We start from the raw sequence: 26,686 nt of genomic DNA, 5'->3' as shown, positions 1-26,686 counted from the left end.
GCCGCAAACGGCGGTGCAGCCCAGCCGTTCATTCCTCTATACTCAGTGTTGTCGACACGAGCCTTACTGTTATTCCATTATGAAGAAGCCTAAGGAGGAATGCAATTTGCTAACCTGGTCAAAGAGAAATCAAGTCGCTCTGACATTCGCTGCCCTACTGTTCGCCGGTTCAACAGGTAGTGCTGCACTGCCCGTGAATGCCGCCGCGAAAGAGACGAAGCTCCCCTGCGAGGAACTGTTCCATGATGTACAGGGTACCCTAATCATCAAAAACCTGAAGAAGGACCGCGTCTACGTCTGCAATCCCGAACGGAGCCGGCAGCGGTTCACGCCGGAGTCTTCGTTCAAGGTGCCTAACGCGCTCATCGGTCTGGAGGCGGGAGCGGTACAGGATGAATACGACGTGAAGAGATGGGACGGCATCGTCCGGCCATTCGAGACGTGGAACCGTGACCATACGCTGGCCTCGGCCATGCGGGCATCCGCAATTTGGTATTACCAGGCGATGGCCCGGGACATCGGGGCCGAGCGGATGAAGGACTATGTGGAGCGGATTCATTACGGCAATATGGATATTAGCGGGGGGATCGATACCTTTTGGCTGGACAGCTCGCTGAAGATTTCGGCGGAGGAGCAGGTCGGCTTCATGGAAGACTTGGTGGAGGAGACGCTGCCCTTCCAGGAGCAGACGATGAAGACCGTCAAGCGGATCATGATTGATAATGACCAGGACGAGTACACCGTGCATGGCAAGACCGGCACGCGGCTGTCGGACATGGGCCTCGGCTGGTATGTGGGCTATGTGGAGCGCGGGAAGACCGACTGGGTGTTCGCCGCTAACGTGGACAGCAGCGGAACAACCGCCAAGACGGTTACGCTGGAAGCCTTGAAACGCCTTGGCATTATGTGAGGAGAGGTCAGCCAGATTGTTCTGGTTGACCTCTTTTGTTTTGATAAATAACCCCGGTCGTAATCTTCATATTTGCAGCGTAGGTCAGGAATACGTCATTCTGAAATATGTTTGACAGAAATAATTCCAGCCTGTACTCCTTTAGTGCCTCTTCACAGGTAGCACCACGGTTAACGAGATTTGCAATAAACCTTTCTTCTGCGCCTGGTTCTGCTCCGAATCCGTCTTCCTTTAATGAGTTGAAAAGGGCATCCTGTTTCCCATGTTCAGAATAAGGATCTAAGAAATTCACCTTATCGCTAACCCGGCACTCAATTTGCTTAACGCCTAGTTGGCTTAAATAGACAGGAAGCTTTATTCCGATATTCCCATCCTTGCCGCTGCGTTTACTGTCTCTTTCGAACAATTCCTGAAGAAATCCTAATTGGACGACATCTGAAGAATTGTAACCATCGAGATAATAGTTTGCCATGGCGGAGATCCAGTGTGGTTCAAAACAAATAATTCTGCCTTGATCCACCAAGCAGGATAACATTTTTTGAAGAGTCTCCTTCGGATTTTCCACATGCAATAGGAAGGCATGGCAAACCACAATATCATACTTTTGTTCAAAACTCATCTTCTGAACATCGCCAAGGATAAATTCGGTTTTAAACGGAGTGCCGGCAAATAGCTCCTTTGCATGGTCGATTAATTTGTTGCCAGCATCGACACCCGTATACGTAGAGCCTTCCGGAATCAATGGTAAAAACTTGGTTCCCAAGTAGCCATAACCACACCCAAAATCGATGATTCGAACCGGAGATGTTATTTTCCAAACACACTTAACGAGGAATTCCAAATAGTCATCATTGTAGTAGAGCGATCTCGTCTTGCTTAAGTAATCGATCTTGCTATTCCAATAGTAATCACCCATTTAGCTACCTCTCCCGAATAAACTCCAACCCATTAATATCCTCGGCTTACGTCCACCGAATGGCTAACTCGTTCCTGCCCGTTCTCCAATTCTCTTAGCACGGAAAGATAGCCGTCAACCGCTTCATCCAGTCCGGTAATTGCCGAAATGTGAGGTGTAATAACAACATTGGGATGACTCCATATCGGCGATGCAGCGGACAAAGGTTCCTCTCTAAACACATCAAGAACAGCTCTGCGAACGTAGCCCCGTTCAATCGCCCCGAATAAAGCATCTTCATCCACGGAAGCACCCCGGCCGACATTAATAAAGCCTGCACCGCGCATACAGGAAAACAACCGTTCTTCGAACAATCGATCCGTGCTCGGTGTTAAAGGGAGCGTGTTAATCACCCAGTCAGCCTGAGGTAACAAAGGCAGCACCTCGGTCACCGGATGGACCTTGTGAAAATGCCGGTTCGGAGCACCGCTGCGAGATATTCCGATAACGTTGACCCCAAATATACTCAGCATTCTCGCTACTTCTTCACCAATCGTACCCGTACCGAAAATGACGGCGTTTAGCTGCTGAAGCAGCTTCGTCTGTGAAGGCATCCATTGTCTAGCGAGCTGGTGTTGTTGAAAATTTTCATGAAGCTGTACATCGGCAAGCAGATAACTCAAACAATATTGCCCTATTTTCTGTCCGAAGCTGCCGATCGTACGCGTTAATAATACATCTTTTTTCCACTCACGATTAAATAAGAAGGCATCTACGCCAGCCCCAAGCGCATGAACCCATCGCAACTTGCCGAAATGAAACGATTCCGTCGGTTTAAATGCCACATAACCATCCGCCCAGTCGAAATGATGCGCTCTTACCTCCGCCTCCGGAAGAAACAGATACTCCCGCTTAGGATCCAGCAAAGCCAGCTTCTCTAAGTCTCGGTACATCCTTCCGGTCACCATAATTCTTCTAATATCCATCTGCCATGCCCCCTCAGAATCCATAAACCATACAGGTAAACCCATTTTACCACAGCAAGTTCACTATTTAATTAATGCCTCTTTTTTGTTAAATACCTCCCAAATAATCCCATTTATTCAGCAAATAAAAAAGCTCTCGCCCCTTGAAAATCAGAGACGTGAGCATGATTTTTTTAATCCAATGACTTCAAGTAAAACAAGATCCCTGCCCTATCAACATTGGAAAACTGCAGAGGGTCCTCATTCATCATGTATCTTAGTTTATCGACTTTGATCCATCGCGGGTTCTTCGTATCATCTCCTGAAGATAGCAGCTCACCTTGAGCCCTGCAGCGGAAATAAACACCAACAGAGTCAAAAGAACCTCTGATCGTTTGATAAGCAGCAAACGGTCTCATACATTCCACTTCGAAACCCGGATCAATACCTTTGGTATCAATCCGAGTATCCTCACCTTCAATTTCAACTACATCGAGCCCGGTCTCTTCCTTCACTTCCCTGATCAGAGCGGCTATTAAAGATTCGTACGGCTCAATTCTTCCGCCAGGAAGCTCAATTCGTTGAGGCTCCCCTGACCTATTCCTCGTTTGAACTACTATTTCTGCTTCTCCATCAACCGTTCTCTCAATTATGGCCCGAGAATTCACTAAGAACACTAAGCATCACCCGTTTCTATGAGTGTACTATCATTCCTTAAACACATCCTACAGATTACCATTATTATCTGCTGGATCTAACTAAAAGACAATAGAGTAGGAAGGAGTTATAGCTTCATGCTCATTCAATTCAAATAGGACATATATTCAAATGCCGTAGTTCCATATACACTTTTAAAATGCTTATTTAGATGAGTTAAATCTACAAACCCGCAGGCGGCTACAGCCGAATAAACATCTTTCGTTTTTTCAATTAACTGCTTGGCACGTTCGATTTTGCAATTGAGAAAGTATTGATACGGTGAAATGCCAGTATGCGCCTTGAATAATCGAATAAACTGAAACTTGGATAACTGAAGCTCGCTGCTGATTTCGTCAAGTTTAAGAACATGTTCCAGATTGGCATGGAGCATATCCTTTGCTTTACGAATGAGCGTGTTATCCTTCTTGTTGTCCGTCGAAAGCTTCGTTTGAACGAGGCGATCGGTGAGAGATAAGAACAATTCACTGCACAAAGCTTCATCTTTTTCGTTACATATCGCATTGGAGAGGCTTAATATTTGCCGCTGAAGCCGGTCGTCATACACTATCGGTTTTGAAAAACGGATGATATCCTTTTTTTCAATAACCTCCAGAAGCAATTGCGGTTCGAAGTAGAGCATGACATAGTCCAGCCCTGTCTTGTCGTGCGCCATTCCATCATGAGCCTGTTCCGGATGAAAAAGCATGATGCCATTCTGGTAGGATAATTGCAAACTGCCTTCCAAGTTATATTCTTGAATCCCGCGCAGCGTAACTCCAATCGCATATTCCTGATGAGCATGCTTCTTATACGTAAAATCGGTCATACTGGCGGACAACGCCGTAATCCCGGCACATTTTTTGTAAATAAATTTGTTCATTTTCCATCACCTCTTCATCAGCTTTACCTACTTCCATACCATGACGGCCGCATAAGCAAGAGATAACGCCATCACAACATTGACTATCTTGTTATGCTTTTGTAAAAATGCTTTGAAGCATGCACCGAAAAGCACCCATGTCATAAATGCTAAAAATCCAATTCCGATGATAGCGAAAATCCTTATCGTCACTGCGGGGCTCGAGCTGTAATAGGGTAAAATAAAAGTCGGTACGACAGTGAATGTAAATAAGATGACTTTGGGATTGAGAAACTGCATAAGGAAGCCTGACATGAAGGTAGCCGTTTGGCGTACAGTCGAATTCGTTGCATCCAATTTGTATATTTGATAGGCCAAATATAACATATATACGCTGCCAATGATCTGAATCACTATGATGATTTTCGGCAGAATCGTCATGAGAATCGAATTTAACATGGCAGAAATAACGAGTAACAGTCCAAAACCGGCAGTTGCTCCATAAGAATACTTTATTGCCTTTCGGGCGCCCGTATTTTGAACGGTGGATAATATGACGATATTGGTAGGTCCCGGTGTGAACGTAGCAATGAAGCAATAAATTAAAAAAGATGTTATGTCCATGAGATAACCCCTTTCTGGCTATTCTCATATCCTACATCTTGGATGAAAGTCCCTATAGTACATTATTGCACCATGAATCAGTTGCAGGCCCAAAACAACATAGCGTATTATTAATCTTATTAATCATAGATTTCTGCAATCATAAAATCAAACTGTACGAAGGTCGGTGCATCCATTGAAAAAATATATCATCGGCGGTTTGGCCGGATTTCTTATAGCGACAACCGTATCTGCGCATGCAGAAGAGGTCACTAATCTCATAGGCAGAACGATACAGGGAGCTTTCCCCTTCCAAATCGAAGGCAAAACGCTAGCCACTCCGGCAATCGTTGTGGACGGCACTTCATACCTGCCGGTCCGTGCTCTTGGCGAAGCAACCGGGTATGAGGTCTCTTTCGATGCGGATATGGGCATCTCGCTGAAGAAGAAAGAAACTCAGCCGATGGTCCCGACTCCGACGCCTTCCCCTTCCGCAACGCCTAAGCCGCAAGCTTCGAATGATCCGGGCAGCGGATTTCAGACGATTACGACGGCCATTCTCAGCTTAAATGAGGAAAAAGCCAAAAAAAGCACGGGAGAATTCGGACTCATCCAAGTAGATGGCGCGCAGTATGTCTCTCTTACCACCTTAAGCAGCTTCTATACCATCAGCTGGGGTGAACCCATGGTGCAGGTGAGTCTTGATGGCGAGCTTATCGGCTTATTTGCCTCCAAGAGTCAGTATTCACAAGGAACCGGATCTTTTACATATGACGGCACGGTTTACGTTAATCTGGCCATGCTGAAGCTGAAGGGAATTGTCAACGGGAAGACGCTTGTCTTGACGGACGATATTTAACTGTCGGTATAGGTCAAATAGCAAAAAGCCGCATCCTGACGGACGCGGCTTCCTTCGTTGAACCATTATTTATGTGCGGACGGCTGATAGTCACCCGGTAACATTCCCGTTGAGATTGCGATACGATTCCAACAGTTAATCGCGTTTATTGCCATAATTAAATCAACATATTGTTCTTCATCGAAATGTCTGCGAACTTTCTCAAACAATTCCTCGGGCACGCCTGCATCTGAAATTCGGGTTACAGCTTCCGTTAAGGCTAGCGCGGCACGCTCCGATTCCGTATAGAAAGGGGCTTCACGCCATGCGGTTAGCAAGTATATTCGCTGCTCCGTCTCCCCTGCCGCGCGCGCATCTTTTGTATGCATGTCTAGACAATAAGCGCAGCCATTAATTTGCGAGGCGCGAATTTTGATCAATTCCACCAGTTTGGGGTCGAGGCCGCTTTTCTTCACATATCCTTCTAATTTTAAAAGGGCTTGCAGCGATTCAGGCCGCACTTTCGTATAATCCAGTCTAACTTCCATTCGTTATTACGCTCCTTCATTTCTATCGTAACTGCCTTTGATCCACAAGGCTTCTTCCTGTTTCTAACAGAGTATCCCCTGCTGAGATCAACCTCATACGCAGGCAGCAGTCCTCCCATTCCATCATCATGAAAGATAAAACGGAGCCCACAAATCCGTGGCGCTCCGTTTATTTCTTCATCAATTCAAAGCCTCTTATTTGGACAAATCCTTAGAGGTTTCGTTCGTTATTTTGATCTTGCCTTCCGCTAACTCGTGTATGCCATCGCTCGTTCCTGCCGCATAAACATCAGATAACTGTTCATGAGTCAGGGCGTTACCTTGCAATTCCCGATCTTTCGATTTCTTATCGTTCTTCATTGCATTCACCTCCGTTTTCTTGGACCTACATCGTTAGTATTCCAAGAATCGGATCATTTACGTAAATCGGCGTCAGCTTCAAATACGAATTGCCCACATGTCATTAGTTATCAATTCGTTCGGTACTGCGGCGCAATCAATCGCATCAACATATCGGCTCTCGGAATTCGGTAGTCCTCGATCCCATTGGAATTGATGACCATGATGCCGGAGAGAACGGATAAATAACAAGCGATAAGCTCTCTGGGGTCTCCTTCCGTCAATTCTCCTGCCTGCTGTCCTTCCAGGAATAAAGGAAGCAGTTGATCAATGAAGGTATCCATCGAATACGCCTCCAGAAGAAGCTTAACCTTGTCGGGCACCCCGTCGGACGTCCGCGCTTGGTGAATGAGCATGAAATACGGCGCTCCGCTTTCATCTAGAATGTCCGCCGTCAATGCCCTTATTTTCTCGATTGGTGTGCCCGGCATTTCATGAATGCCTCGCATGGCCGCTTCCGTCTCGAGCATCGCCTCTTGAACAAGTGACAGAAACAATTCATCTTTGGATTTGTAATAATGGTACAACAGCCCGTTGCTGATTCCTGCCGTTTCTGCGATCATGCTCATCTTCGCGTTTAGGATGCCTTTTCGGGCGAATACCTGAATAGCCGCCGCCTTAATTTGCTCTCTACGTTCATCGCGGATTTGGTGTAATTGTTCATCGTTTAATGGTGCCAATGTCGAGTGCTCCTTTGCGGACGATATAGATATTTACCAGTATAACAAAACCTATATCCAAAATCGCTATTCCTTCGCCGGCTCGAAAGGCTTATCCGAGAATCGGGGCAGAAGCCCATCCAGCACGGCCTCCACAGTCTGCCCGTCTTCCACCTTAAGCTCTGCGAGAAGCTGCTTGCCTTCCTCTGTAAAGTTAAGCACTTGGACAACCGTCTGCGGGTTGAAAATATGTCTCGGTGACACGGACAACGTATTCACAGCCCAGTAAAGACCGTATAGCCGCCAATCGGGCTTGCTTATAGCGTGCTTGAGATACAGCTCCATATATTCCCGGGAGAAGGCATTCCCCTTACGTGAATCCGAACCCTCGTAGTGAACACCTTCCCACTGCAAGTCGGCCGAGCAGTTAAGCCAGAACGCCGGCTCGATGGCTTCTTTGATTCGGCGAAGCACACTGTGCTCCCAATCAGGCTGGTATGCAGCGTGTCGTTCTCGCAAACTGGCTGCCAGAATTTCGGCAGCGATCGCGGCGACCGTCATGCCCTGGCCGAAGATCGGATCATAGATGCAGTAAGCATCTCCCAAGACCAGCAATCCGGCAGGCCAGCGGGACATCTGTTCATAGCGGTGACAATATAATTCCGGAACGCGGAAGCCTCGAGGCGAAGTGATGGGTTCAAGGTCGCGTACGATTTCCGAGATGATCGGGTTCGGCAGCTGCGCCACAGCCAATTCGAATTCGGCGGCATCCGTAGGAGGGTAATTCCCGCCTGGGCGGTAGAGCAGCACTTCGGCAACCTGATTCTCAATGAAAGAGAACACACCCGTATAAGTGCCGGCTGCTGGCTGCCCCTGGAGGTTAATGACGTCCCATTTATCGATGAGGTGGGTCAGATGGGCAGGCACCTTATAGCGGCGGGTACTGTAACCGAGCGAAACTTTCAGACGATCCGGCTGCGGCACTTCGTAGCCTAGCTCCGTAAGCCATCCCGACAGTTTCGAGGAACGTCCGCTCGTATCCACAACCAGATCGGCTGTCAGAACCTTCTCCTCTTTGGGATCATCTCGATCTCTGGCTTGAACGCCGATAACCGCTGAGCGGTCGGGGGAGGTCACCAACCGTACGACATCGTGCCTGGACAAGAAGCGTACGTTAGGAATGCCTTCTACACGTTGACGGATGACCCACTCAAGTACCGCTCGACTAAATTTGATATCATTCCGTTCATACTTTAGTTCCAGGCTCCCGTGCTGGTTCATGAAATAAACGGCTTTGTTCAGAGACGAAGGGGAGCCTTGCGCCACTAAGTCATGCTCATAGCCAGGAAAAAGCCGCTCCGTAATCGATTTCCCGCGCGTCGTGAAGCGATGCGGATGGAAAGCCTGCGGAGTCCCGGGACGCAGATCGGGGCCCGCGGGAAAATCGTCTTTCTCGACGATCAGCACCTCCGCGTAATAATCCGAGAGTACGCGCGCGGTCATTAACCCGGCCATCCCCCCGCCAATGACGATAGCTTTGCTTTGGTTAAGATGAGTTGTCATCACCATTTCCTCCTCGTTGTTGATTGACTAGATCAGTCAATATTATTATAAAAAAATATGCAGCGAACCTAATTTGAATCTGACTTTAGATTGAACGGTTCAGTCAATGTTATTATGCCGGGGCAGTTAATTTTTGTCAACCGTTTTTTTATAGGCATTCCACATGGAAAACATTGCGATAATCCTTTTAGGATCAAACAGGCTTATATGCATATAACTATGTACGAATCTCAGGAAAGGAGCATGAGAACATGGCCGATACCATAAAGCCCAATGGCTCACAGCACGCTGCACCTCCATCGGATGATCCGAAGAAGCAAGGCCGATCTGCCGCAAAGAAGAAATCCAAGTAAATAAATAGGCTGCCGGTTGATGCTCGCATCATCCAGGCAGCCTTGCTTATCCTATCCCCTTATCGAGGATTGGTTGGTGTCGGTACGGCGGGTTCGTTCTCTCCGCCCATGCGGCGGCGCGACGTCTCCATATGGCCAACGGCGGGAAGATGTTCCGATACTTTGGCCAGCCCAAACACCGGCATATTGCCATATACACACTCATACTCGCCGGCTCGGATTTTGTACGTTTCATGATAGATACCAACGGTTCCGTCCGTTCCGACTTTGCGGTTGAAATTCCGCCAGGCGGTAAGATGCTGTCCGCCGCGGGCGTACGCTTCCAGCTGCTCGTAAGAATCCCAATATTGCAGCAAATGAATGGTACGCCATCCCCACATAAACTCCGTTCCACGGAAGCCGAGCTTGCGGTTCGTGTAGAGCTCCCGGATCATCGGTCCCATTGCTTGAAGCACCGGCAGCCACTTGTGGATGGCCCATACCCGGTTGACACGCATGCCAATCAGAAAAACAACGAAATCCCCTTCCACTCGCGCCGTGTATCTTCCCGGAATAACTTTCGCCACTGGTCCTCATCTCCCTTAACATTTCATTCAAGGTAATTATTCATTCTCACAATTAGGGGACAGCTCGGGCAGCTCCAGCACTTCGGACATAACCGCGACCAGCCCGAGGCCAATGAAGCTGGACGCTTGAAAGCCGGGCTGCGGAATGTCAGCGAGCTCGAATTTCTCCTTCACCACCTGATGAATATGCGCGAAGCCTTCCTGAACCTGTTGCCGTATAAGCGGTTCAGCTGTTGTGAACGCCTGCATCGACAGCAGCGTTTCGTCCCGGTGAGTCCCCAGCAATTGATAGAAGGCGGCGCCCATCCGATCTGCCAATTGCTCCGCCGGCGCTTCAACCTCTCTAAATTTCCCTGCAATACGCTGGATGGATTGCTGCAGTACTTCGATGAACAGTTCTTCCTTCGTTTTAAAAAAATGAAACACATAAGGCTGTGTAACTCCCACCGCCTGTGCGATATGTGCGGTCGTCGTCTTGTGAAATCCCTGTTTGGCGAAGACGGTTACGGCTGCATCGATAAGTTGTTGTTTGCGGTCTTCTTTGGCCAATTTCTGATGTCTCCCCACATTTATTTATTAATTAATAAATAAATGATTTTCCGTAAATTGTCAACCGTTTTTTTCCAGTGAAACACAAAAAAACGCAACCCGCCAAGGATAAATCCCTAGCAGCTTGCGTTTTATCATTATTTTATCTGTCCGTAACTTTACGTCTAGAGCCCAATAGGCCCATAAGTCCGATTAATCCAAGCCAGCCCCAATTCGATGTTGAGGAGACGTTATGGCCTACATCATTCGTGCGAATGGCAAAATCCGTACTCGACGTGGCGTTATAACTTAAATTGCGGATCCCGTTTGCATCAGAAGCGGCACTGCTATTCAAGTACCCACTCCGCATAGAGGCATCGTTGCTTGTCCCGACTGCCGGAGTTCCTGTCCCTGATCCGACACTTGTGCCATAAGCTCCGGAAGTACTTAAGCTACTATAAATCCCTGTCGTATCCGTACCTGTGGTTGCATTCATACCAACCCCTGAATGACCTTGTGCACCAACTGTTTCTGCCAAGCCATAAGTGCAAGATGAAATGAAGGCGAAAGTTACTATAAGCTTGTGAAGTTTATTCATGGCTTATTCCCCTTTCTTTGAAACTAAAAGTATATTCAAAGTTAGGATGCTCCGCAGGATCACGTTTAAACAGGGACTTACAGGGGACGCTTCAGATTCGCCCTCTTTCCTAAATGTGATAGGAACCCAACAAGGAGTAAATAATAAGGACATTGATAAACAGCAGGAACCACAAAACGCCCGCAAATGCGGAACCGTCCACATTGACGGGCCTCTCAACCGCAGCGATACGGAGCTTTAACGGGCCACTGCTTCTGCACCGGCAGCCTTCAGCCAGGCCTTGGCGATCAACGAATGGCCTGCTGCCGAAGGATGCACGCCATCCGGGGCCCAATAGCTTGGCGGCGCGGTCATTGACGCCTGAGCGAACAGGCCGTCCAGCGGAATCAGCAGCGCGCCGAATTCGCGCGCGAGCTCCCGCACGACGGCGATCTTCGGATCGAGATCCTCCCGCCACTGCTTCCGGTCATCCGGCACCGGCAGCACGAACGGCTCGATCAGAATCAGCTTGGCGTCCAGCGCCGACTGCGTCCGGACGAGCAGCTCCCGGTATCCGCTTGCGAATTGTTCCGCAGACGTCGGATCGTTACGGTCATACCGGCGCCAGCAATCGTTAATTCCGATATAAATGGATACCCAATCCGGCTGCAGCTTCAGGCAATCTTGTTCCCAGCGGGCTTGCAGATCTTTGACCCGATTCCCGCTGATACCGCGGTTTATGAAGGATAACTGCAGATCGGGGCAGGCCGCTGCCAATAATGCCGCCGTTATGAGCGGGTATATCCCCTGCCCAAGTCCATAGGAACGTCCCGGACTCTTCCCGCGTCTGTGATGCTGTCACCCTGAAACAACACAGTGTCTCCTTGTTTAATACGCATATTTAAACCTCCACGATCAATGGGATGAATGAAATCCATAAAGCCGCCACGGTTTATGTCCGCCATAATACCGTACCACCTTGCCGGCTTCTTCGACTGGACGCACAAGCAGCTCCGGAGCCTTATCGCCCGGATACAGAACAGCCTCTTCGCCTGCGCCTATATCCAGCGAGATCTCATCGTGAATGACCGCTTCACCGGTGCTTTTTACCGCACCGTCCGCACCGCGGATATCCCAGCGAATACGCCCGTTCCACCCTGTCTTGATAAGACAAGGTTCTCCGGCTAAGCTCTTCACCCGGATCCACTGCGTAGCGCCCTCCTTGCGGACCGCGCTTACCAGGAACGCGCCTTCCGCCCGCAAATCGTGGTAAGCCAGCTCTGCCCACGCCTCCGGCACGGCCGGCAGCACCCGGAGCTTGCCGCCCCAGCTCTGCAGCAGCATATCGTGAATCGATTCCGCGCCGGCCAGCGGCGTCTCGATAACAGGTCCCGCTTCCTTGTACATCGTATTCGGCTTGATGATGTGCAGCAAGGCTTGCAGCAGCCGAAGCGCCTCATCCCCCCAACCGATACTTGCGGCAATCGATGCGGCGCCTGTCATACTGAAGCCGCGCAGATCGCCTTCCTTGGCCAGCCAATGACGCAGGGAGGTTGCGATTAAAGCACGCTCCACCTCCGTCTCTCCTCCAATGAGATGCAGCGGGAAGACCGCCAGCAGGTGACTGAAATGACGGTGTCCGTACGCCAGCGGCATATCTCTTCCGACCATCCAACCTGTCTCGTCGACAGGCAGCGGAACCAGCCGCGCCAGAATGTCTTCCCACTGCGGAATCAACGGATCGCCGGTCCCCAGCCGTCCGCAAATGGCAAGCAGTGTCTCGCATCCCCAGCGCAGCAAGGCTAGATCATAGTGGCAGTCCGGAACGGTGGTCCGCATGAACGAGCCATACTCCGGAGAAATCGTCGCCGGCAGATGCAGGAACCCGTCCACTCCCTCCTCCAGGAGATGTCTGTAATAGTTCACGCTTCCTCTTAGAATCGGGAATAGAACGTCTCTCAACAGGTCATCGTCCATCGCATACCGGTAATGCCGCCATAGGCAATGACAAATCCACGTCAAATTACCTACCTCATCCTCTACATCAGCCCGCAGATCGAAGCTGCAGCTGCGTCCCAACCCGGCGGAGTCGTGCCGGCATGCTTCCGGGACATTCAGTACCAGATGATCCCTGTTGGCATCCAGCGAACGGACCAGCGATTCCCCTATTTCCAGACGATTGGCTGTATAGACCGGCGAATAGCTCATCTGCACATTCATATTGAACCAAACGCCAGGCCAAGGTGTGGATGTGAGCCAAGGCCCCTGATTATCGATCAGCGGCTTGTCCGCTCGCGTAGCCGATGCCAATTTGTACATCTGAATCCAGTAAAAGCTTTCCATTCGGCCATCCGGCAGCGAGACGAAGCTTTGACGGTAATACCGGTGCCACCATGCCCGGTGAGCTTGCACCCACGCTTCAAAATTCACAGCCGAAGCTTGCGCCACCGCTTCCACGGCCTCGGCTCTAGCCGCATCGTCATGCCCACGGGCGACGGATAGATAACAGATCCGGCGATTCGGCCCAGCCTGCACATCCTTCCAGGCGGTAACACAGCCGTCCCCGCCCGAATACCGCTGCGTGCACACGCGTATTCCGCCCTCCTCCTCCCCTTGTTCCACTTCCGTAACCGGCATATATTGATTCATATTCAAGCCGTCCGCGTTCTTCAACACAGGGTCGACTTCCGGATAGGCATACCACGCACACCGGGCACCGCTTTCACCCTCTGACGTTTCGATCTCTACGGCTATCACCGGATAGAGACTGTGTACCAGCGAGCGAAGCTTAACTTCCCCGCTCGTCGTGGTCAAGGTTGCCTGCAGCTCCGCATCCCACAAGCAGACCCGCATATGCGTCGGGTGATAGATCTTCCCTTGCAATTCCAGGTCCAGCTCACCGAGCGGAACGCGGGGCGGGAATCCGGGTCTGTCCGTCCGGATAGCCGTTACGTCCGTACGACCAGTCACCATGCGGAGCACATGCCGTTTGCTCGCATGCTCCTCCCCGTACACCATCGTGCCCAGCAAGCCATTGCCGAGGAACGCCCCTTCATCCCAACTCACAGGCTTGACGACCCACTCCATATCGTTAGCCGCCATGAAGCTCTCCCAATTCACATCGAGCTGAACGGCCGATCCGCCGCTGTCTTTCATGCGAGTGTCCTCCCCTAACCTTTGATCGCTCCGATCAGAGCGCCTTTGACGAAATATTTTTGCAGAAACGGATATACGAATAGAATCGGAACCGTAGCGACAATGATCGTCGCGTACTTCAAGGTAGCGGCAAGCATAGCCGCATCGCCGTCGGAAGCGCCCGAGTTGGCGTTCGCTTCCCCTTGCAGCAGAATTTCCCGCAGAACCAGCTGCAGCGGATAGAGCGAACGTTCCTGCAGGAAAATCATCGCGCTGAACCAGGAGTTCCAATGACTTACGCCATAATACAGCAGCATGACGGCGATGACAGGCATGGAGAGCGGCAGCACAATCCGGAATAAAATTACGAAATCGTTCGCCCCGTCCATTTTGGCCGACTCTTCCAGCGCATCGGGAATGGCTTCGAAGGCCGTCTTCATGAGAATCAAGTTAAACGTATTAATGGCCTGCGGAATAATTAGCGCCCATAAGGAATCGAGCATGCCCACCCCTTTCACCGTCAAGTAAAGAGGAATCAAGCCTCCGCTGAAGAACATCGTGAAAATGATGAACAGCATGAGCGGCTTGCGGTACTGCAAGCTCTTCCGTGAAAGCGCGTAAGCTCCGAACGAGGTCAGCACAATATTCAGCGCCAAGCCGATCAGCACGACAAACAGCGTATTTCCATAGCCTTTGAGTATCATCGGATTGCGAAATACATTGGTATAGGCATCAAGCGAGAAACCGATGGGACGCCACAATATGCCTTTGTGCCCCATCAGGCTTCCTGCGTCACTGACGGAAGCAAACGCTACATAAATAAGCGGGTATATGGTAAGGACAATCAACAGGAGCATCAACAACGTATTGCAAAAATCGAAACATTTCTCTGAAAAGCTCGCTTTATTCAGCATGATCACTCTCTCTCCTTTACCACAAGCTCGTATCGTTAAATTTGCGGCTTATCCAGTTGGAAGAAATGAGCAGGACAAAATTGATGACCGAGTTAAACAAGCCCACCGCTGAACTGAAGCTATAGTTGAAATCTTGCAAACCGACGCGGTACACATAGGAGGAAATGACGTCAGCCGTTTCGAATGTGCCTGGATTATACAGCAAAATGATTTTCTCAAACCCGACATTCATCATCCGCCCGATATCGAGAATGAGCAGAATGACGATGGTTGGCATCAGTCCCGGCAGCGTGACGTGCGTCATCTGCTTCCAGCGGCCGGCCCCGTCGATTTTGGCTGCCTCGTACTGCTCTTGATCGATCCCGGTTAAAGCCGCCAGAAAAATGATCGTTCCCCAACCGATATTTTGCCAAATGCCCGAAGAGACATAGACGCTGCGGAATAAACCGGGTTCAAGCAGAAAGGTCATCCGCTCCCCGCCGAAGAAGGCGATGATATCGTTAATGACGCCCTCGCTGGAGGTGAAATCCTTCAGTATCCCGCAGATAACAATCAAGGAAATAAAGTGCGGCATATAAGTCACGGTCTGTACCGTTCGTTTGAACATCGCATGCTTCAACTCATTCAGCAGCAGAGCCAGGATAATCGGCGCGGGGAATCCGAATAACAGCTGATAGAAGCTGATCAGCACCGTATTTTTGATCGTTCGCCAGAAATAAGGGCCAGTGAAAAATTCGCGGAAATGTTCGAATCCGACCCAATCGCTCCCCCAGATGCCAAGTCTCGGTGTGAAATCCTTGAAGGCGATCACGGCCCCGTACATAGGCGCATAGTGAAACACGATATAATACAGAAGAACCGGCACTAGCATCACATATAGCAGTTTATTTTTGCGGATATCCAGCAAAATCCCGAAACGGAATTTCCTCTTCTCTCCGAAGGCTGGCATCGGCTTGGTTTTGGAAATCATGGTGTTCATCGCGTCACCCTCTCCTGCCACGGCCACGTCCAGCGGATGGTAGAAAAGGTTCCTCCCTCCGCCGGATTCGCCGCCGGCTAATTATCTCTTATTGTATCGATCCAGTGCGCCTTGATAGATTTGGGTCACTTTGTCGATGCCCATTTCTTTGATCCGTTTCACATAGTCATCGAACTTGTCGATCGGCTCTTTGCCCATCACGAATTTAACGAACATTTCTTCTTTATAGCTGGCGATCGCGGTATTCAATTTGGCCAACTCCTTGCTTTCTTCAGCAGTCGGCGTCAAGAAGAGCGGCATCACATGCTTGGCGGCATCCGTCTGTTCCCAAATCTTGATGGCTTCATCCTGCTCCTTGAACGTATTGAAACTTTTGCGGCTATCGCCCAGGAACGGTCCGTTCGGCTTCGTATACTGGGAAACCATTTGCTGGAGGTTATATTTGGAATCCTTCGTGATTTTATCGGAAAACTTCGGAACACCGTTCACCATGGAGTAGCTCTCGCCTTCGATACCGAAGTTGAACAGCAAGCTGCCTTTCTCGCTATATGCATAATCCATCCATTTCACGGCCAGTTCCGCGTGCTTGGAATCCCCGGAAACAGCTTTGCTTGCAGCCGGATTATATTTGAAATCACGCTGTCCGATGAAGGCGCGTTCCCCTTTATTAAGCGTCGGATATGGAGCTGCGACCAATTGGAATTTCGGATTTTTCTTCTTGCCTGTATCCGTCCATCTGCCCATACCGCCGCTTAGCAAGCCGACAGTCGCCCCCGAAGCATCGCTCATTAATTTCGTATCCAGCGATTTGGAGTCCGTGTTCAGCGCGAAGTCTTTATCCAGTAATCCCTCGGCGTACCATTTGTGCAGCAAGCTCAGGGCATCCTTGAATTGAGGATCCACAGGCCCGTATTTCACTTTGCCCTGATCGTCGATATAGAAACGGTTGGCTGTTTTGAAAGCGCCGATGAACGCATCCTGGATATTCAATTCATTGCTGTATTGAGCCGTAAATGGCGCGGTTGCCCCTTTTTTCTCCTTGAAAGCCTTAAGGACTGTATACCATTCGTCGATCGTCGTAGGCACCTGAAGATTCAGTTCATCCAACCAGTCCTTGCGGATCATCGGCCCCCGGAACACGAGTCCGTTATCCGGCCGAATCATCGGGAAAGCGTAGTAAGTGCCGTTGTCCGTTTTGATCATTTTGTCCAATTCTTTGTCCTGCTGCAGCAATTTCTTTAAGTTCGGCGCACTCTTATCGATTAAATCGTTAAGAGGAAGGATGACCTTGTCTGCGATCGCTTTCTCCGGTCCGCCCGGATATGCTGCCGATCCGCCTCCTCCCCAGTTATATTCAATGACATCCGGCAAATTGTTCGATGCAATCAGCAGGTTGAATTGATCCTTCGATTGACCGTCGGCCGGGTGCGTATACTTGACCTTCACCCCGGTCTCACTCTCTAAGCGTTTGCCGAACGGCGAATCAGCAAGGTTGGGGACGAAAGACGCCAGGTTCGTGTCCATCTGTTCCCAGGATGTTAGGGTCTCCTGCGTACTAATTGGATATTGGCCTGCTGCGGCTGCCGGTGCAGCCGTCGTTTTCGCCGCTCCCGTTGGGCTTGAGCTCCCCGTGCTATCTTTGGAGCATGCGACGAATAGACTGGAAGCTGCCACAACGCTCAGGGCCAGGCTTATTGATTTTTTTGCGGATTGTATTCTCATGTGAATCCCCCTCATATGATCTAGTGCAAATTCCCTTGTTGCAGCACCGTGCCTTTAGTATGGATGGCGAACCGCCCTTTTGAATATCGTCAAAACTGCAAAACGCTCTTTAAAATCCGTAAAAAGCAATCATCAGAATCTGCAATCGTCATGCAAAAAATGAAAAGCCGCGCAAGCAAGCTTGTACGACTTTCACTAACCGTCCATACGGTTCATTTCAGTTCTTTGTATTTGCCCGGCGTAATGCCTTCGAACTTCTTAAACGTCCGGTTGAACGTATTGATGTCGGCATAGCCGACTCTGCGGGCGATCTCCATAATGGAGAGGGGCTGCTCGGCTAACAGCTTTTTAGCCTCTTCCAACCGTGTCCGGCTTATGAAATCAAGCAGAGAGTCGCCGGTTTGCATTTTAAATTGCTTGGATAAATAGGAAGGGGTCATCCCGAATTTATCTCCGATCATCGAGATGTTCAGATTTTCTTCGGCAAAGTTCGCTTTCACATATGCGCTGACAAGCTCGCCAAGCGGGCTGCTCTCCTGTTTGCGATCAGCTTGGATGGACTGGCAGACCTGCTCGAGAATCGAGAGAATTTCCTTCTTCATCTCATTCATCGTTTCGCATCCGGACAGCCGTTCGACCGGATTAAATTGCTCCATGAAAAACTTTCTGTTGCCTTGCGATCCGATTTCATTCATGGTTTTCAGCATCGTGCTGGCAAGATCGAACATCAGGCATTTGCCCAGCGGCACGGACAGGACCGCATTGGAGACGTTCGTTTCAATGATTTGCTCAATAATTGAACTCGACTTCTCATAATCGCCGGTCTTGACGAAATTAATCAATTGCTGCTCCACGTGCAAAGGATAATAATAATTGCCGGCCTGCCGGACAGCCTCCGAACTCGGCAGCTCGTCGTATCGAATGATGGCTCCGCTTCCTGTCACAAGCCGGTAAGCCATCGCCGACAGCGCTTCTTGATAGGCTTCGGCAATCCCGAACAGATCGGTGTGAATGCCGCTGATGGACACCGTCAGTTGTACATGGAAATGATCCAGCAGGAACAATTTCACCTCTTCGGCAACTCGCCGCAGCTCATCCGGGTCTTGCCCGCAACCGTAATTAAAAATGCATGCCTGCATATCGTCAATTTCCGTCGTGAACCCCCTGTGATGGCTGCCGATCACTTCTTCCACCACATTCATGAGAATGAACTGCATCAGCTTCACCTTCTGCGGATCTATCGTCATATCATCCTGCAGCTTGCCGAAATGATCGATATGAAAGAGAAGGACGGCAACCTGCGGAGAGACCAGCCGGATATCGTGAGCCGAGAGCGATTCATGAACGGGAATGTCCTGCTCCAGATTCCCCTTCAGAAGACCTTGCAGGAAATGCGCGCGAATGGCGTCGCGGTGCTGGTGCAAGCGGCGGTCGACCTCTTCCTTCTCAGCGAACGTATTGTTGAGCGCTTCTTGCAAAAAGCCGTACTCGTTCGTGCCCTCGGCGAATGAAATGCCCGCCTTCATCGAGAAGCTCCGAATGAGCAGATGAATCGGATTGTAGTTTTTGCGGAGGAACAGGAACGTGACCGCCCCGCCGACCAAGAGGCTTAGCACAATGCTGGCATATACGAGCCGCTTCATATATTTCATCTTGTCGTCGAAGCGCTCGGCGGGAATCATGGACAAGTATTTCCAGCCGGTCCTTGCCGAAGTTGTGTACGATACCGCGACCTGCTCCCCGGACACATCCGCGTAGAAAAGACCGTTGTCACCGGAGAAATTGTCATAGGTGAGGAACGCAGGGCTTTGCTCAAGCCCGCTGGAGGCGACCAGCCGGTTCTCTTTGTCGAGCACCGCAACGGATGTCGCTTCGGACGGCGGGATATTGGCAAGCAGCTTGGAATCTTTCATGACGAACAGGAGCACCGCTCCCGGTTGATCCCGATTCGCCAATGTAACGGATTTCGCAAACAGTACGGCTTTGTACGGATTGTCGTCTTCCGATACCGTAACCGGCATATAGGTTTGGATGTACCTCTGATCCAGGAACGTCTTCCAAGCCTCAGGACCTTTGAGACTCTGTCCGTCCAGTATCTGAAATAAAGTGCGGCTGTCCGTTCGATTGCGCGTCGATATCACCGTGTCGCTATTTTTATAATAAAGATAGATTTGTTCAATGAACTCGTTGGCTGTCTGATAAACCCGCAAATCATTGGATATCGTGACTAAATCGTAATAATCGTTATCCGTAAGCGGCTGCGGCGTATTAATAAAAGCGTTCACTTGTTTATTAAGAGAAATTTCCAGACTCAATCGCTCAATGCCGCCTAGACTGTTATCGATCGCCATTTCCATCTGTTTGAGTGCGTTCGTGTTGGCGCGATTCACTTCCGATTCGACGACATGCCAAGATGCCGCATATAGGATTCCGCTGATAATAATCGGAACGAGCAGCACCGAAATATAGGAGGTGAGCCAAGTGACCATGACGCTGCGTTTATGAAACCGGATCCGATTAAACTTCATTAGCACTAACCCCTTATCACCATGTTGTAACAGCTTTCAATTGTATTATAACGAAAAGTTAAGGAACCGTCTTGTCGATATGACTCCGTTATATCCAGAGCAGGGGCTGCCGGATAGCCATATTCCGCCGGACTTCCGCTTCCTGCGGCTTCTGATCGAGCGTCTGCCAGAGGGCTAACAGCTTATCAGAGCCGTAAGCGAGCCCTGCAAATAATAAGAAAGACATGGCGCAAGGCCAGTGAGCGTCGTATTCTACATCACGCCCATAGGGCCAAGCTTGTTTATTTGCCAAATAGGGCAGGAGAAAGTCGATTCCCCTCCGTACGCCGCGTCCATCCGAAAGCTGGAATTCCCACAAGTTCTCATTCGGCGTAGAGAGAAGATGCGTCAGCGTTACCAGATTGTCCAGAGTGAACAGCGAGTAGGCGTATGGCTTCGTACGGGCCAATTCCCGGGGAAAACTGCCGTTCAAGTCCATCTGTTCCTCCAGAAGCCGGGTCTTGAACTGTTCTCGGCACCAATCCAGCAGGTCACGATGGCCGGTCACCCGCGCGAAAGCGGCAGCCTGCACGAACCAGCAGATCCCGTGATTGTTGGGTTCGTTCCTCTCCTCAACCCCTTGGGGGTGCTCGTTCATCCATTGCAAGTAATCCGCGAACCATGAAGCGACCTGTTGCATGACGTGGGAATCTGTCTCGGAAGCCGGATAGCTCATGAGCACCTGTACGGCTGCCGCCACATCGATCAGGTGCAGGGTGTCGATGACACCGATCCCTCTTCCGTCGCATACGCCGGGGATCGCTTGGGCATAGAGCAGATGCGGATTCATGCGCGTGCGTTCGTCCAGGAAGAAGGCGGATAACAGCCGCGCGGCTTTCGCGCTATACCGCTGATCTCCCGTGATGCGATAGGCCGCTGCCAGAGCGGCGACCCGGGACCGCATCCGTCTAAGGAGGATCCGGTGTTCATGGAAATTGCCCGGATTGCTCTCGCCATCGCGGCGAATGTAAGGCAGTCCGTCCGGCGTACCGGGATTCGGCCACCAATAATCTCCATTGGAATAATAATCGTGTGCGCTTCCGGGACTTTGGGCGGCTCTTGCCTCTGTGATATGTACGCTAGGAGCTGTCAGATAAGCATCGGCCTGCCGGACGATCGCGTCCAGATCGAGATAGTTCCCCCAGTTTTCCCTGTTTACTGTGCGGATACCCTGCATGTTATTCGAACTCCTTTCATGCGTAAGATTTAAGCGGCAAATGCAGCAGGCCGGCCCCCGTCTTCCGGGAAGCCAAACCTGCTGCATGCTAGGAGATAGGCTAACGTTCCAACATTCGCATCAAGATCGTTACGGCTTCCGCCCTCGTCGCCGCAGCGAACGGCTCGAAAGCATCGTTCGCCCGGCCGCTTACAAGCCCCAGAGCGGCCGCTTGCGATACGGCTGGAAGCGCCCAGTCCGGAATCCGGGAATTGTCGCTGAACGTGGTCGCAGCGGATCTTCCCTCTGCTCGGGAATAAGCCCTGATCAGCATCGTTACCATTTCAGCCCGGTTGATGAGTTCATTGGGCCGTAATGAGCGGTCCTCGTAGCCCTGGAGAATGCCCGCTTCCAGCGCTGCGCCCAGCTCGCCTTCGGCCCATGCGGGAATATCCGCCCTATCGGCGAAATCCAGCTCCGCCGGTTCGGCCTTCAAGCCCAGGGCGCGGACCAGCATGGCCGCGAATTGCAATCTGCTCATCGGCTCGTCAGGCCTGAAGCTGCCGTCCGAATAGCCGTTGACAATGCCTTTGGCAGCAGCGCGGGAGATAGCCTCCGCTGCCCAATGGTTCGGCACATCTGCGAACGAATTGTGCGATGGCACCGGTGCTGCAGACTCCAGCGGTTTCGAAGGCTGCTTCACGTCCGGTTCAGGTATCGGGTTCGGCATAGGTGCTGGTGCTGGTGTAGGTGCCGGATAATAGCCGGATGCTGAATCCGATGAAGACGAGCCGCTTGCCGGAGGACGCTGAACCATAATCGTATACGTTTGATGCACGCCGGAAGCCAGCGACACGTCGATCAGAATCACACTGCCGCTAGCGGCGATGGCCAGCGGTCCGCTCTCGCTGCCGCTGCGAACCGATTGCAGCGCGCCGCCGTCTACGCTCACCTGAATGGCAGACCCCGCACGATCGGAAGACGGCGTCACACTCAAGCTGCCGACTCCGGCAGGAACCGTCACCGTATAATAGGTGGTCTCGGAACGGAAGGCCGGCGAGACGGTCAGATTCGCACTAAGCTGAAGGCTGCTCAAACTCGGCTTCACCGTCTCCGGGATGCTCCGGCCGGCCGCAGGTCCGACATCGGCTGCCGTAAGCGGCCGTTGTCCCGGTTCGGCTGCCGGCTCGTACTCGTCGCTGCCTGCGTCGGCGGTATGCGTCCGCCTTTGACCGTCCATATCGTCCGCAGCGATATAGGGACCTTGAGCGGCATCGACCGCAGGGCTTAGCGGCGATAGCCGGATCAGTCCGTCGCTGCCGCGAACCAGCTTCAAATCGCCTTTGTACGTCGCGCTTACGACCGTCGCATTCGCAGCCACGGCCGCGATGCCGTCGGCCATGTTGCCTACATAAGCCGGCCTGCCGGCGGATGTAATATCTTTCGTTTCATTAAATATTGTCCCGGCGTTGCTGTAAATCACATTATTATAAATCTGCGTTCCCGTCGGCTCGAACGTGCGTTTGTCAATTAATACCGCCGATGCCTTATTTCCTAAATCTACGATGGAATTATTAAAGATCTGTACATTGTACTGTCTCCAATGTCCGCGCAGCAGCTCCTGCTGTCTCGCCGGCGTTAGGCTTCTCAGCTCCGCGAAATCGTTCGCTCCGGTGCCCCAGCGGATGACCGGATTCGTTCCCCCGTCGGGCCCGGCGTCTTCCGTTCCGCCATCCAGCTGGATGGCATCGTCGGTAAGCCCTTCCATGTAATTATTATAAATTTTGTGATCATTCCCATAGATGCGGAAGCCGCTCGTACCTGGCTTCTTGCCATCGGCCATAATGAAATTGCCGTAAAAGCTGTTGCGATGACCGTGTCTGGCAACTATCCCTCCATAAGAATTGAGAACGGTGTTGTACCGGATTGTATTATCACTGCTCTTCACCGAAACGATCTCGTCCTCGCCGTTCAATCCGTCGAACAAATTATATTGAACCGTGACATGGCCGGGGGCTAGCGATAATCCGGATAGTCCCAGACGGATCGCCTCCAATCCGTTGCTCACCCGCGGTCCGATATCATGAAAATGATTATATTCAATGACATCGTACTGTGAAACCGCATCCTTGCCGTCGTACGTCATCACGGCGCCGAAACCGGTCTTCGGTCCGATATCGTTGTACGCGATCCGGTTATGGCTGCTGGTTCCTTCTACCTGAATATAATGCCGGTCGGTCCCGCCGTCCGTAAGCAGCGTGGAGTTCGGCGTATGTGGGGTTTCTCCGGTATACACAGCTCCATGAGGGTCATACTCGCTGCCATAGCGGCAGCTGTTCTCTACGCCAATCACGCACCAGACGGGCTTGTTAACACCGTTCTCATTCTTCGTAAAGCGGTATCTCTGACCTGTTTCATCCAAGGCGAACACATTGCGCAGAATGGAGACATTGCTGGAATCGTACAGCTCCACACCCGGATGCAAGCCCTTCAAGGCGGTCAGTCTTTCATCCGGAACCGCTCTGCTGCGCAGCGTATCCTCGCCATACTCCGACCCGCCGCCCGAGCGGAACGTAAGCCCCTCCACTTCCACATAATCGGAGTTCTCGATATGCATGTAGCTGTCCCCGGCGATCACCGCCTTCCCCTGCTCCGCAGCGACAATCCGAATCGGAAGCGCTGCCGTACCCATTTTATTCTTCATCACGAACGGACCGTTTTGTTGGTACGTGCCATTCTGCAGTTCGATTGTTGTGCCTTGCACGGCTTGATCCAGCGCGGCCTGCAAGTCATTGGCGGAGCTGACCTTCACGATCCGAACGGGAGGCAGCGGCTCCACCGGTTTATCGCCGGCTTGCGGCGGTCCCTCAGGCTCCGCCGGCTCCTCCACTGCGGGGGCTGTGCCTGTGTACAGCTCAACCTCCGTTATACTGTTCCAGTTGCCTGAGCTGCCTGTTGCCGTATTGCCATATCCGACGAGACGCAAATATCGTACGGCTGCGGGACTGCTCAACACATAGGGCTGCATGATGTCATCGCCGGCTTGCAGAACTCGGCTTTTCCGTTTGGGCAACAGCACCGCGGAATTCTGGAAATCCGCTTGATTCGAACCGACAATCTCAAAATGGGTTTGACGATCGATCGCGTTAAGGAAAGCAATATTCAAATAGGTGACCTGCTCAGGCTGTCCCAGATCGAACTGCAGCCATTGGCCTTGTCCCGAAGCCGACCAACGTACATCGTTATCCCAGACCCCATCCACCACATTGGCGGGAATATTCGTCGTGTTCGGCTGATAGGAGCTGGCGGTAACGGTGCTTCCGTTCAACCGGATTTGGCCGTTCGTTCCCTTAGCCGATAGTTGGTAGGCTTGCAGCGTATAGGTATTCGTTGAATCACCGCTCGTCAACCGGATCATGAGCTTGTTCATACCCGGCGCTAGAGATACCCGGGTGACGTCGCTCACAGGTTGATTCGAACCTTCCTGATTCGTCAGGGTCACGGACGTTGAAATACCGGCGTCCGCTTGCAGCTCTAACCGGATCGGCTTGGCATCCGCCGGGACTATCACCTCATACCCGTCCATCTTCACAGGCGTGAATGGGGTATTCATCCCCAGCTTTTGGCTGTCCGCCCATACTTCGAGGGAGGATAACTGGATGGACGGCATTTTCTCCGCATAGGTGAAATAAGTTCCGTCCGCCAGCTCCGCGTCCGCTGCATAATAAGCGGCTCCGTGCAGCTCCACCGGGCTCAAAGGATGCGGAACCGCATGGCTGAAGTCTTCGCTGGTGCTCGTTAACAGCAATCCGCCTAACGGGAGCATCTCTTGCGGGAAAGCGACCTGCACAGTCCCGACATCGCCGGTATTCCGGACCTTCCACGTCCGCGCCGACTGCTTGAAGTCCGTCCCGTAAGGCAGCGAAGCAGCGGTGCTTCCGTTATCTCCCCAGAGCAGGTATTGCTTATCCGCCAAAGCTTGTTTGGCGCTAATGACGACCTGCGACGACGTCCCGCCCTCACTGCTTCGGCCGGTGCTCTGAGCCAAGGCACCTTGCTGGTCCCGTACGATTCCCGCTACGTTATGGCCATAAGCCGCGTTGGCCGCTGACGGCCACACAACCTGAGGCGACGTGCCGGCCGATACGTAATCCTTCCCTTTCAGCGGCGTGCCGAACTTGAGGGCCAAATACGTCTGCACTTGATTATGCTGCATGCCGGTAAGGGCATCGCCGAATACGATCATCTCCCCGATTTGTCCGTTGTACCCGGATCCCCCGCCAACAGCCGAACCGAGGGACATCGGACTGCTTCCATCCCCGGCCATGGCAAGTCGCGGCTGCGTTGATTGGGCGATCGTTTGTCCATCTAACGTAATGGCTTGATAGACGGCACCGGTGACAGCTGGCTGCGATTCAAATTGAAAGCCCCAGCTGTTGTATTGAAGCGGAGGCACGGAATACCCTGTCGACATCCGCGGATTGCCGGATGAAACAGCCCCCGAATCCCAGAAAATTTGCGAAGCATTGGAAGAGTAGATAGGGATATACGCTCCGAACCTCCCTGTTCCTTGTAAATTTTCATAAAAAATTTGCGACGTCTGGTTCGATACCGATAACCCGCCGGTGACCGCGTAGGCGCTCGCATGTTGAACCGGCTCATCCTGGCCGAACAAACCGTCCTTATCCAATAAGAGACTTCCGCTGCCTGAGCGGATAAATTGCACCGTAGGCTGGAAGTTCAGCAGCGGATTGGAGGCAACATATTTCGGCTTCGTCCGCGGACTATTGACTCCGACCGTCCCGTCATTGATGAAATGATTCCCTTGCGGACTACTGTCCTTCCACTCTGTAACTTCGCCGTTCCCGTTGACGGTCATGCTGGCTGAATCCGCTTTCAACCATAATTTCAACAAGTTAGCCTCCACACCGCCGGGCGTTCCTGCCGGCTCGGCAATCGCTTGCGCTGTGGAGAAATTCGCAGGCAGTTCTGCGAGAATCAATGCGGCGGCGAGCAGCATGCTGAACGTGCGCTTCGAACCTATTCTAGACATCTTCTTCAAACATCCATCACCTCTTCATCATCATGACGCTCTCCGGCAACAAGGCAGGCAAGCGAAAACAATACACTCATCATATGTAAACCCTTACACACAATAAATCATCAAAAACCAAACTTATCATCAAAATCTGAAATCGCACTGCTCAATATCTAAAGCGAACATGTAATTTAGAAGATGAATACGTCCTAA

General features: G+C 51.4%; 21 protein-coding genes and 1 pseudogene. 2 read left to right on the top strand and 20 right to left on the bottom strand.

From position 1 onward, the window contains the following. Positions 1 to 106: 106 nt before the first annotated feature. Positions 107 to 910 (top strand): class D beta-lactamase, encoded by an 804-nt coding sequence (gene blaOXA / locus PUT07_RS08955; protein WP_274467613.1) that lies wholly within the window; start codon positions 107 to 109, stop codon positions 908 to 910. Positions 911 to 917: 7 nt separating this feature from the next. Here the strand turns inward: blaOXA and PUT07_RS08950 are convergent, their stop codons facing one another. The 5 genes from PUT07_RS08950 to PUT07_RS08930 all read right to left on the bottom strand — a co-directional run bounded on the left by PUT07_RS08950 (position 918) and on the right by PUT07_RS08930 (position 4,952). Continuing rightward, complete coding sequence (locus tag PUT07_RS08950; RefSeq protein ID WP_274467612.1) at positions 918 to 1,826, bottom strand: class I SAM-dependent methyltransferase; 909 nt, start codon at positions 1,824 to 1,826, stop codon at positions 918 to 920. 32 nt (positions 1,827 to 1,858) lie between these two features. Continuing rightward, complete coding sequence (locus PUT07_RS08945; RefSeq protein WP_274467611.1) at positions 1,859 to 2,791, bottom strand: D-2-hydroxyacid dehydrogenase; 933 nt, start codon at positions 2,789 to 2,791, stop codon at positions 1,859 to 1,861. Positions 2,792 to 2,964: 173 nt separating this feature from the next. Further along, entirely contained in the window at positions 2,965 to 3,447 is a 483-nt protein-coding gene (locus tag PUT07_RS08940) for an NUDIX hydrolase (protein ID WP_274467610.1), read from the bottom strand. A gap of 125 nt (positions 3,448 to 3,572) precedes the next feature. Further along, a complete protein-coding gene (locus PUT07_RS08935; RefSeq protein WP_274467609.1) occupies positions 3,573 to 4,349 on the bottom strand; it encodes an AraC family transcriptional regulator in 777 nt (258 codons plus the stop codon). 27 nt (positions 4,350 to 4,376) lie between these two features. Continuing rightward, complete coding sequence (locus tag PUT07_RS08930) at positions 4,377 to 4,952, bottom strand: LysE family translocator (RefSeq protein ID WP_274467608.1); 576 nt, start codon at positions 4,950 to 4,952, stop codon at positions 4,377 to 4,379. 175 nt (positions 4,953 to 5,127) lie between these two features. Here PUT07_RS08930 and PUT07_RS08925 point away from each other — a divergent pair, with 175 nt between their 5' ends. Further along, positions 5,128 to 5,790, top strand: a complete 663-nt coding sequence (locus tag PUT07_RS08925) for a hypothetical protein (protein ID WP_274467607.1) — start codon at positions 5,128 to 5,130, stop codon at positions 5,788 to 5,790. A 65-nt stretch (positions 5,791 to 5,855) separates the two neighbouring features. Here the strand turns inward: PUT07_RS08925 and PUT07_RS08920 are convergent, their stop codons facing one another. The 15 genes and pseudogenes from PUT07_RS08920 to PUT07_RS08850 all read right to left on the bottom strand — a co-directional run bounded on the left by PUT07_RS08920 (position 5,856) and on the right by PUT07_RS08850 (position 26,488). Next, the gene (locus PUT07_RS08920; protein ID WP_274467606.1) at positions 5,856 to 6,317 is read right to left on the bottom strand and encodes a carboxymuconolactone decarboxylase family protein; all 462 of its coding nucleotides are present in this window, start codon (positions 6,315 to 6,317) and stop codon (positions 5,856 to 5,858) included. 195 nt (positions 6,318 to 6,512) lie between these two features. After that, the gene (locus tag PUT07_RS08915) at positions 6,513 to 6,677 is read right to left on the bottom strand and encodes a YozQ family protein (protein WP_274467605.1); all 165 of its coding nucleotides are present in this window, start codon (positions 6,675 to 6,677) and stop codon (positions 6,513 to 6,515) included. Positions 6,678 to 6,787: 110 nt separating this feature from the next. Next, positions 6,788 to 7,396, bottom strand: a complete 609-nt coding sequence (locus PUT07_RS08910; protein ID WP_274467604.1) for a TetR/AcrR family transcriptional regulator — start codon at positions 7,394 to 7,396, stop codon at positions 6,788 to 6,790. 66 nt (positions 7,397 to 7,462) lie between these two features. Beyond that, a complete protein-coding gene (locus PUT07_RS08905; RefSeq protein ID WP_274467603.1) occupies positions 7,463 to 8,938 on the bottom strand; it encodes an FAD-dependent oxidoreductase in 1,476 nt (491 codons plus the stop codon). Between the two features lie 412 nt (positions 8,939 to 9,350). Continuing rightward, the gene (locus PUT07_RS08900) at positions 9,351 to 9,857 is read right to left on the bottom strand and encodes a DUF4188 domain-containing protein (RefSeq protein WP_274467602.1); all 507 of its coding nucleotides are present in this window, start codon (positions 9,855 to 9,857) and stop codon (positions 9,351 to 9,353) included. Positions 9,858 to 9,893: 36 nt separating this feature from the next. Next, positions 9,894 to 10,406 carry a TetR/AcrR family transcriptional regulator gene (locus PUT07_RS08895; protein WP_274467601.1) on the bottom strand — a complete coding sequence of 171 codons (513 nt, stop codon included), beginning with the start codon at positions 10,404 to 10,406 and terminating at the stop codon, positions 9,894 to 9,896. A gap of 142 nt (positions 10,407 to 10,548) precedes the next feature. Further along, entirely contained in the window at positions 10,549 to 10,881 is a 333-nt protein-coding gene (locus PUT07_RS08890) for a WGxxGxxG-CTERM domain-containing protein (RefSeq protein ID WP_274467600.1), read from the bottom strand. 339 nt (positions 10,882 to 11,220) lie between these two features. Beyond that, positions 11,221 to 11,861, bottom strand: a pseudogene (locus tag PUT07_RS08885) (SGNH/GDSL hydrolase family protein). 16 nt (positions 11,862 to 11,877) lie between these two features. Further along, positions 11,878 to 14,118 (bottom strand): glycosyl hydrolase family 95 catalytic domain-containing protein, encoded by a 2,241-nt coding sequence (locus PUT07_RS08880; protein WP_274467599.1) that lies wholly within the window; start codon positions 14,116 to 14,118, stop codon positions 11,878 to 11,880. Positions 14,119 to 14,132: 14 nt separating this feature from the next. Continuing rightward, positions 14,133 to 15,011: a carbohydrate ABC transporter permease gene (locus PUT07_RS08875; RefSeq protein WP_274467598.1), complete on the bottom strand. Its 879-nt coding sequence runs from the start codon at positions 15,009 to 15,011 to the stop codon at positions 14,133 to 14,135. A gap of 16 nt (positions 15,012 to 15,027) precedes the next feature. Beyond that, positions 15,028 to 15,960 carry an ABC transporter permease gene (locus PUT07_RS08870; protein ID WP_274469259.1) on the bottom strand — a complete coding sequence of 311 codons (933 nt, stop codon included), beginning with the start codon at positions 15,958 to 15,960 and terminating at the stop codon, positions 15,028 to 15,030. 111 nt (positions 15,961 to 16,071) lie between these two features. Further along, a complete protein-coding gene (locus tag PUT07_RS08865; protein ID WP_274467597.1) occupies positions 16,072 to 17,712 on the bottom strand; it encodes an extracellular solute-binding protein in 1,641 nt (546 codons plus the stop codon). Positions 17,713 to 17,924: 212 nt separating this feature from the next. Beyond that, positions 17,925 to 20,240: a helix-turn-helix domain-containing protein gene (locus PUT07_RS08860; protein ID WP_274467596.1), complete on the bottom strand. Its 2,316-nt coding sequence runs from the start codon at positions 20,238 to 20,240 to the stop codon at positions 17,925 to 17,927. Positions 20,241 to 20,328: 88 nt separating this feature from the next. After that, entirely contained in the window at positions 20,329 to 21,456 is a 1,128-nt protein-coding gene (locus PUT07_RS08855; protein WP_274467595.1) for an alginate lyase family protein, read from the bottom strand. 100 nt (positions 21,457 to 21,556) lie between these two features. Next, complete coding sequence (locus PUT07_RS08850) at positions 21,557 to 26,488, bottom strand: chondroitinase-B domain-containing protein (protein ID WP_274467594.1); 4,932 nt, start codon at positions 26,486 to 26,488, stop codon at positions 21,557 to 21,559. Positions 26,489 to 26,686 lie beyond the last annotated feature (198 nt).

It is taken from the genome of Paenibacillus sp. MAHUQ-63 (assembly GCF_028765165.1).
Classification (GTDB): Bacteria; Bacillota; Bacilli; order Paenibacillales; family NBRC-103111; genus Paenibacillus_E.
This window is presented reverse-complemented; position numbering and strand designations above follow the sequence as displayed.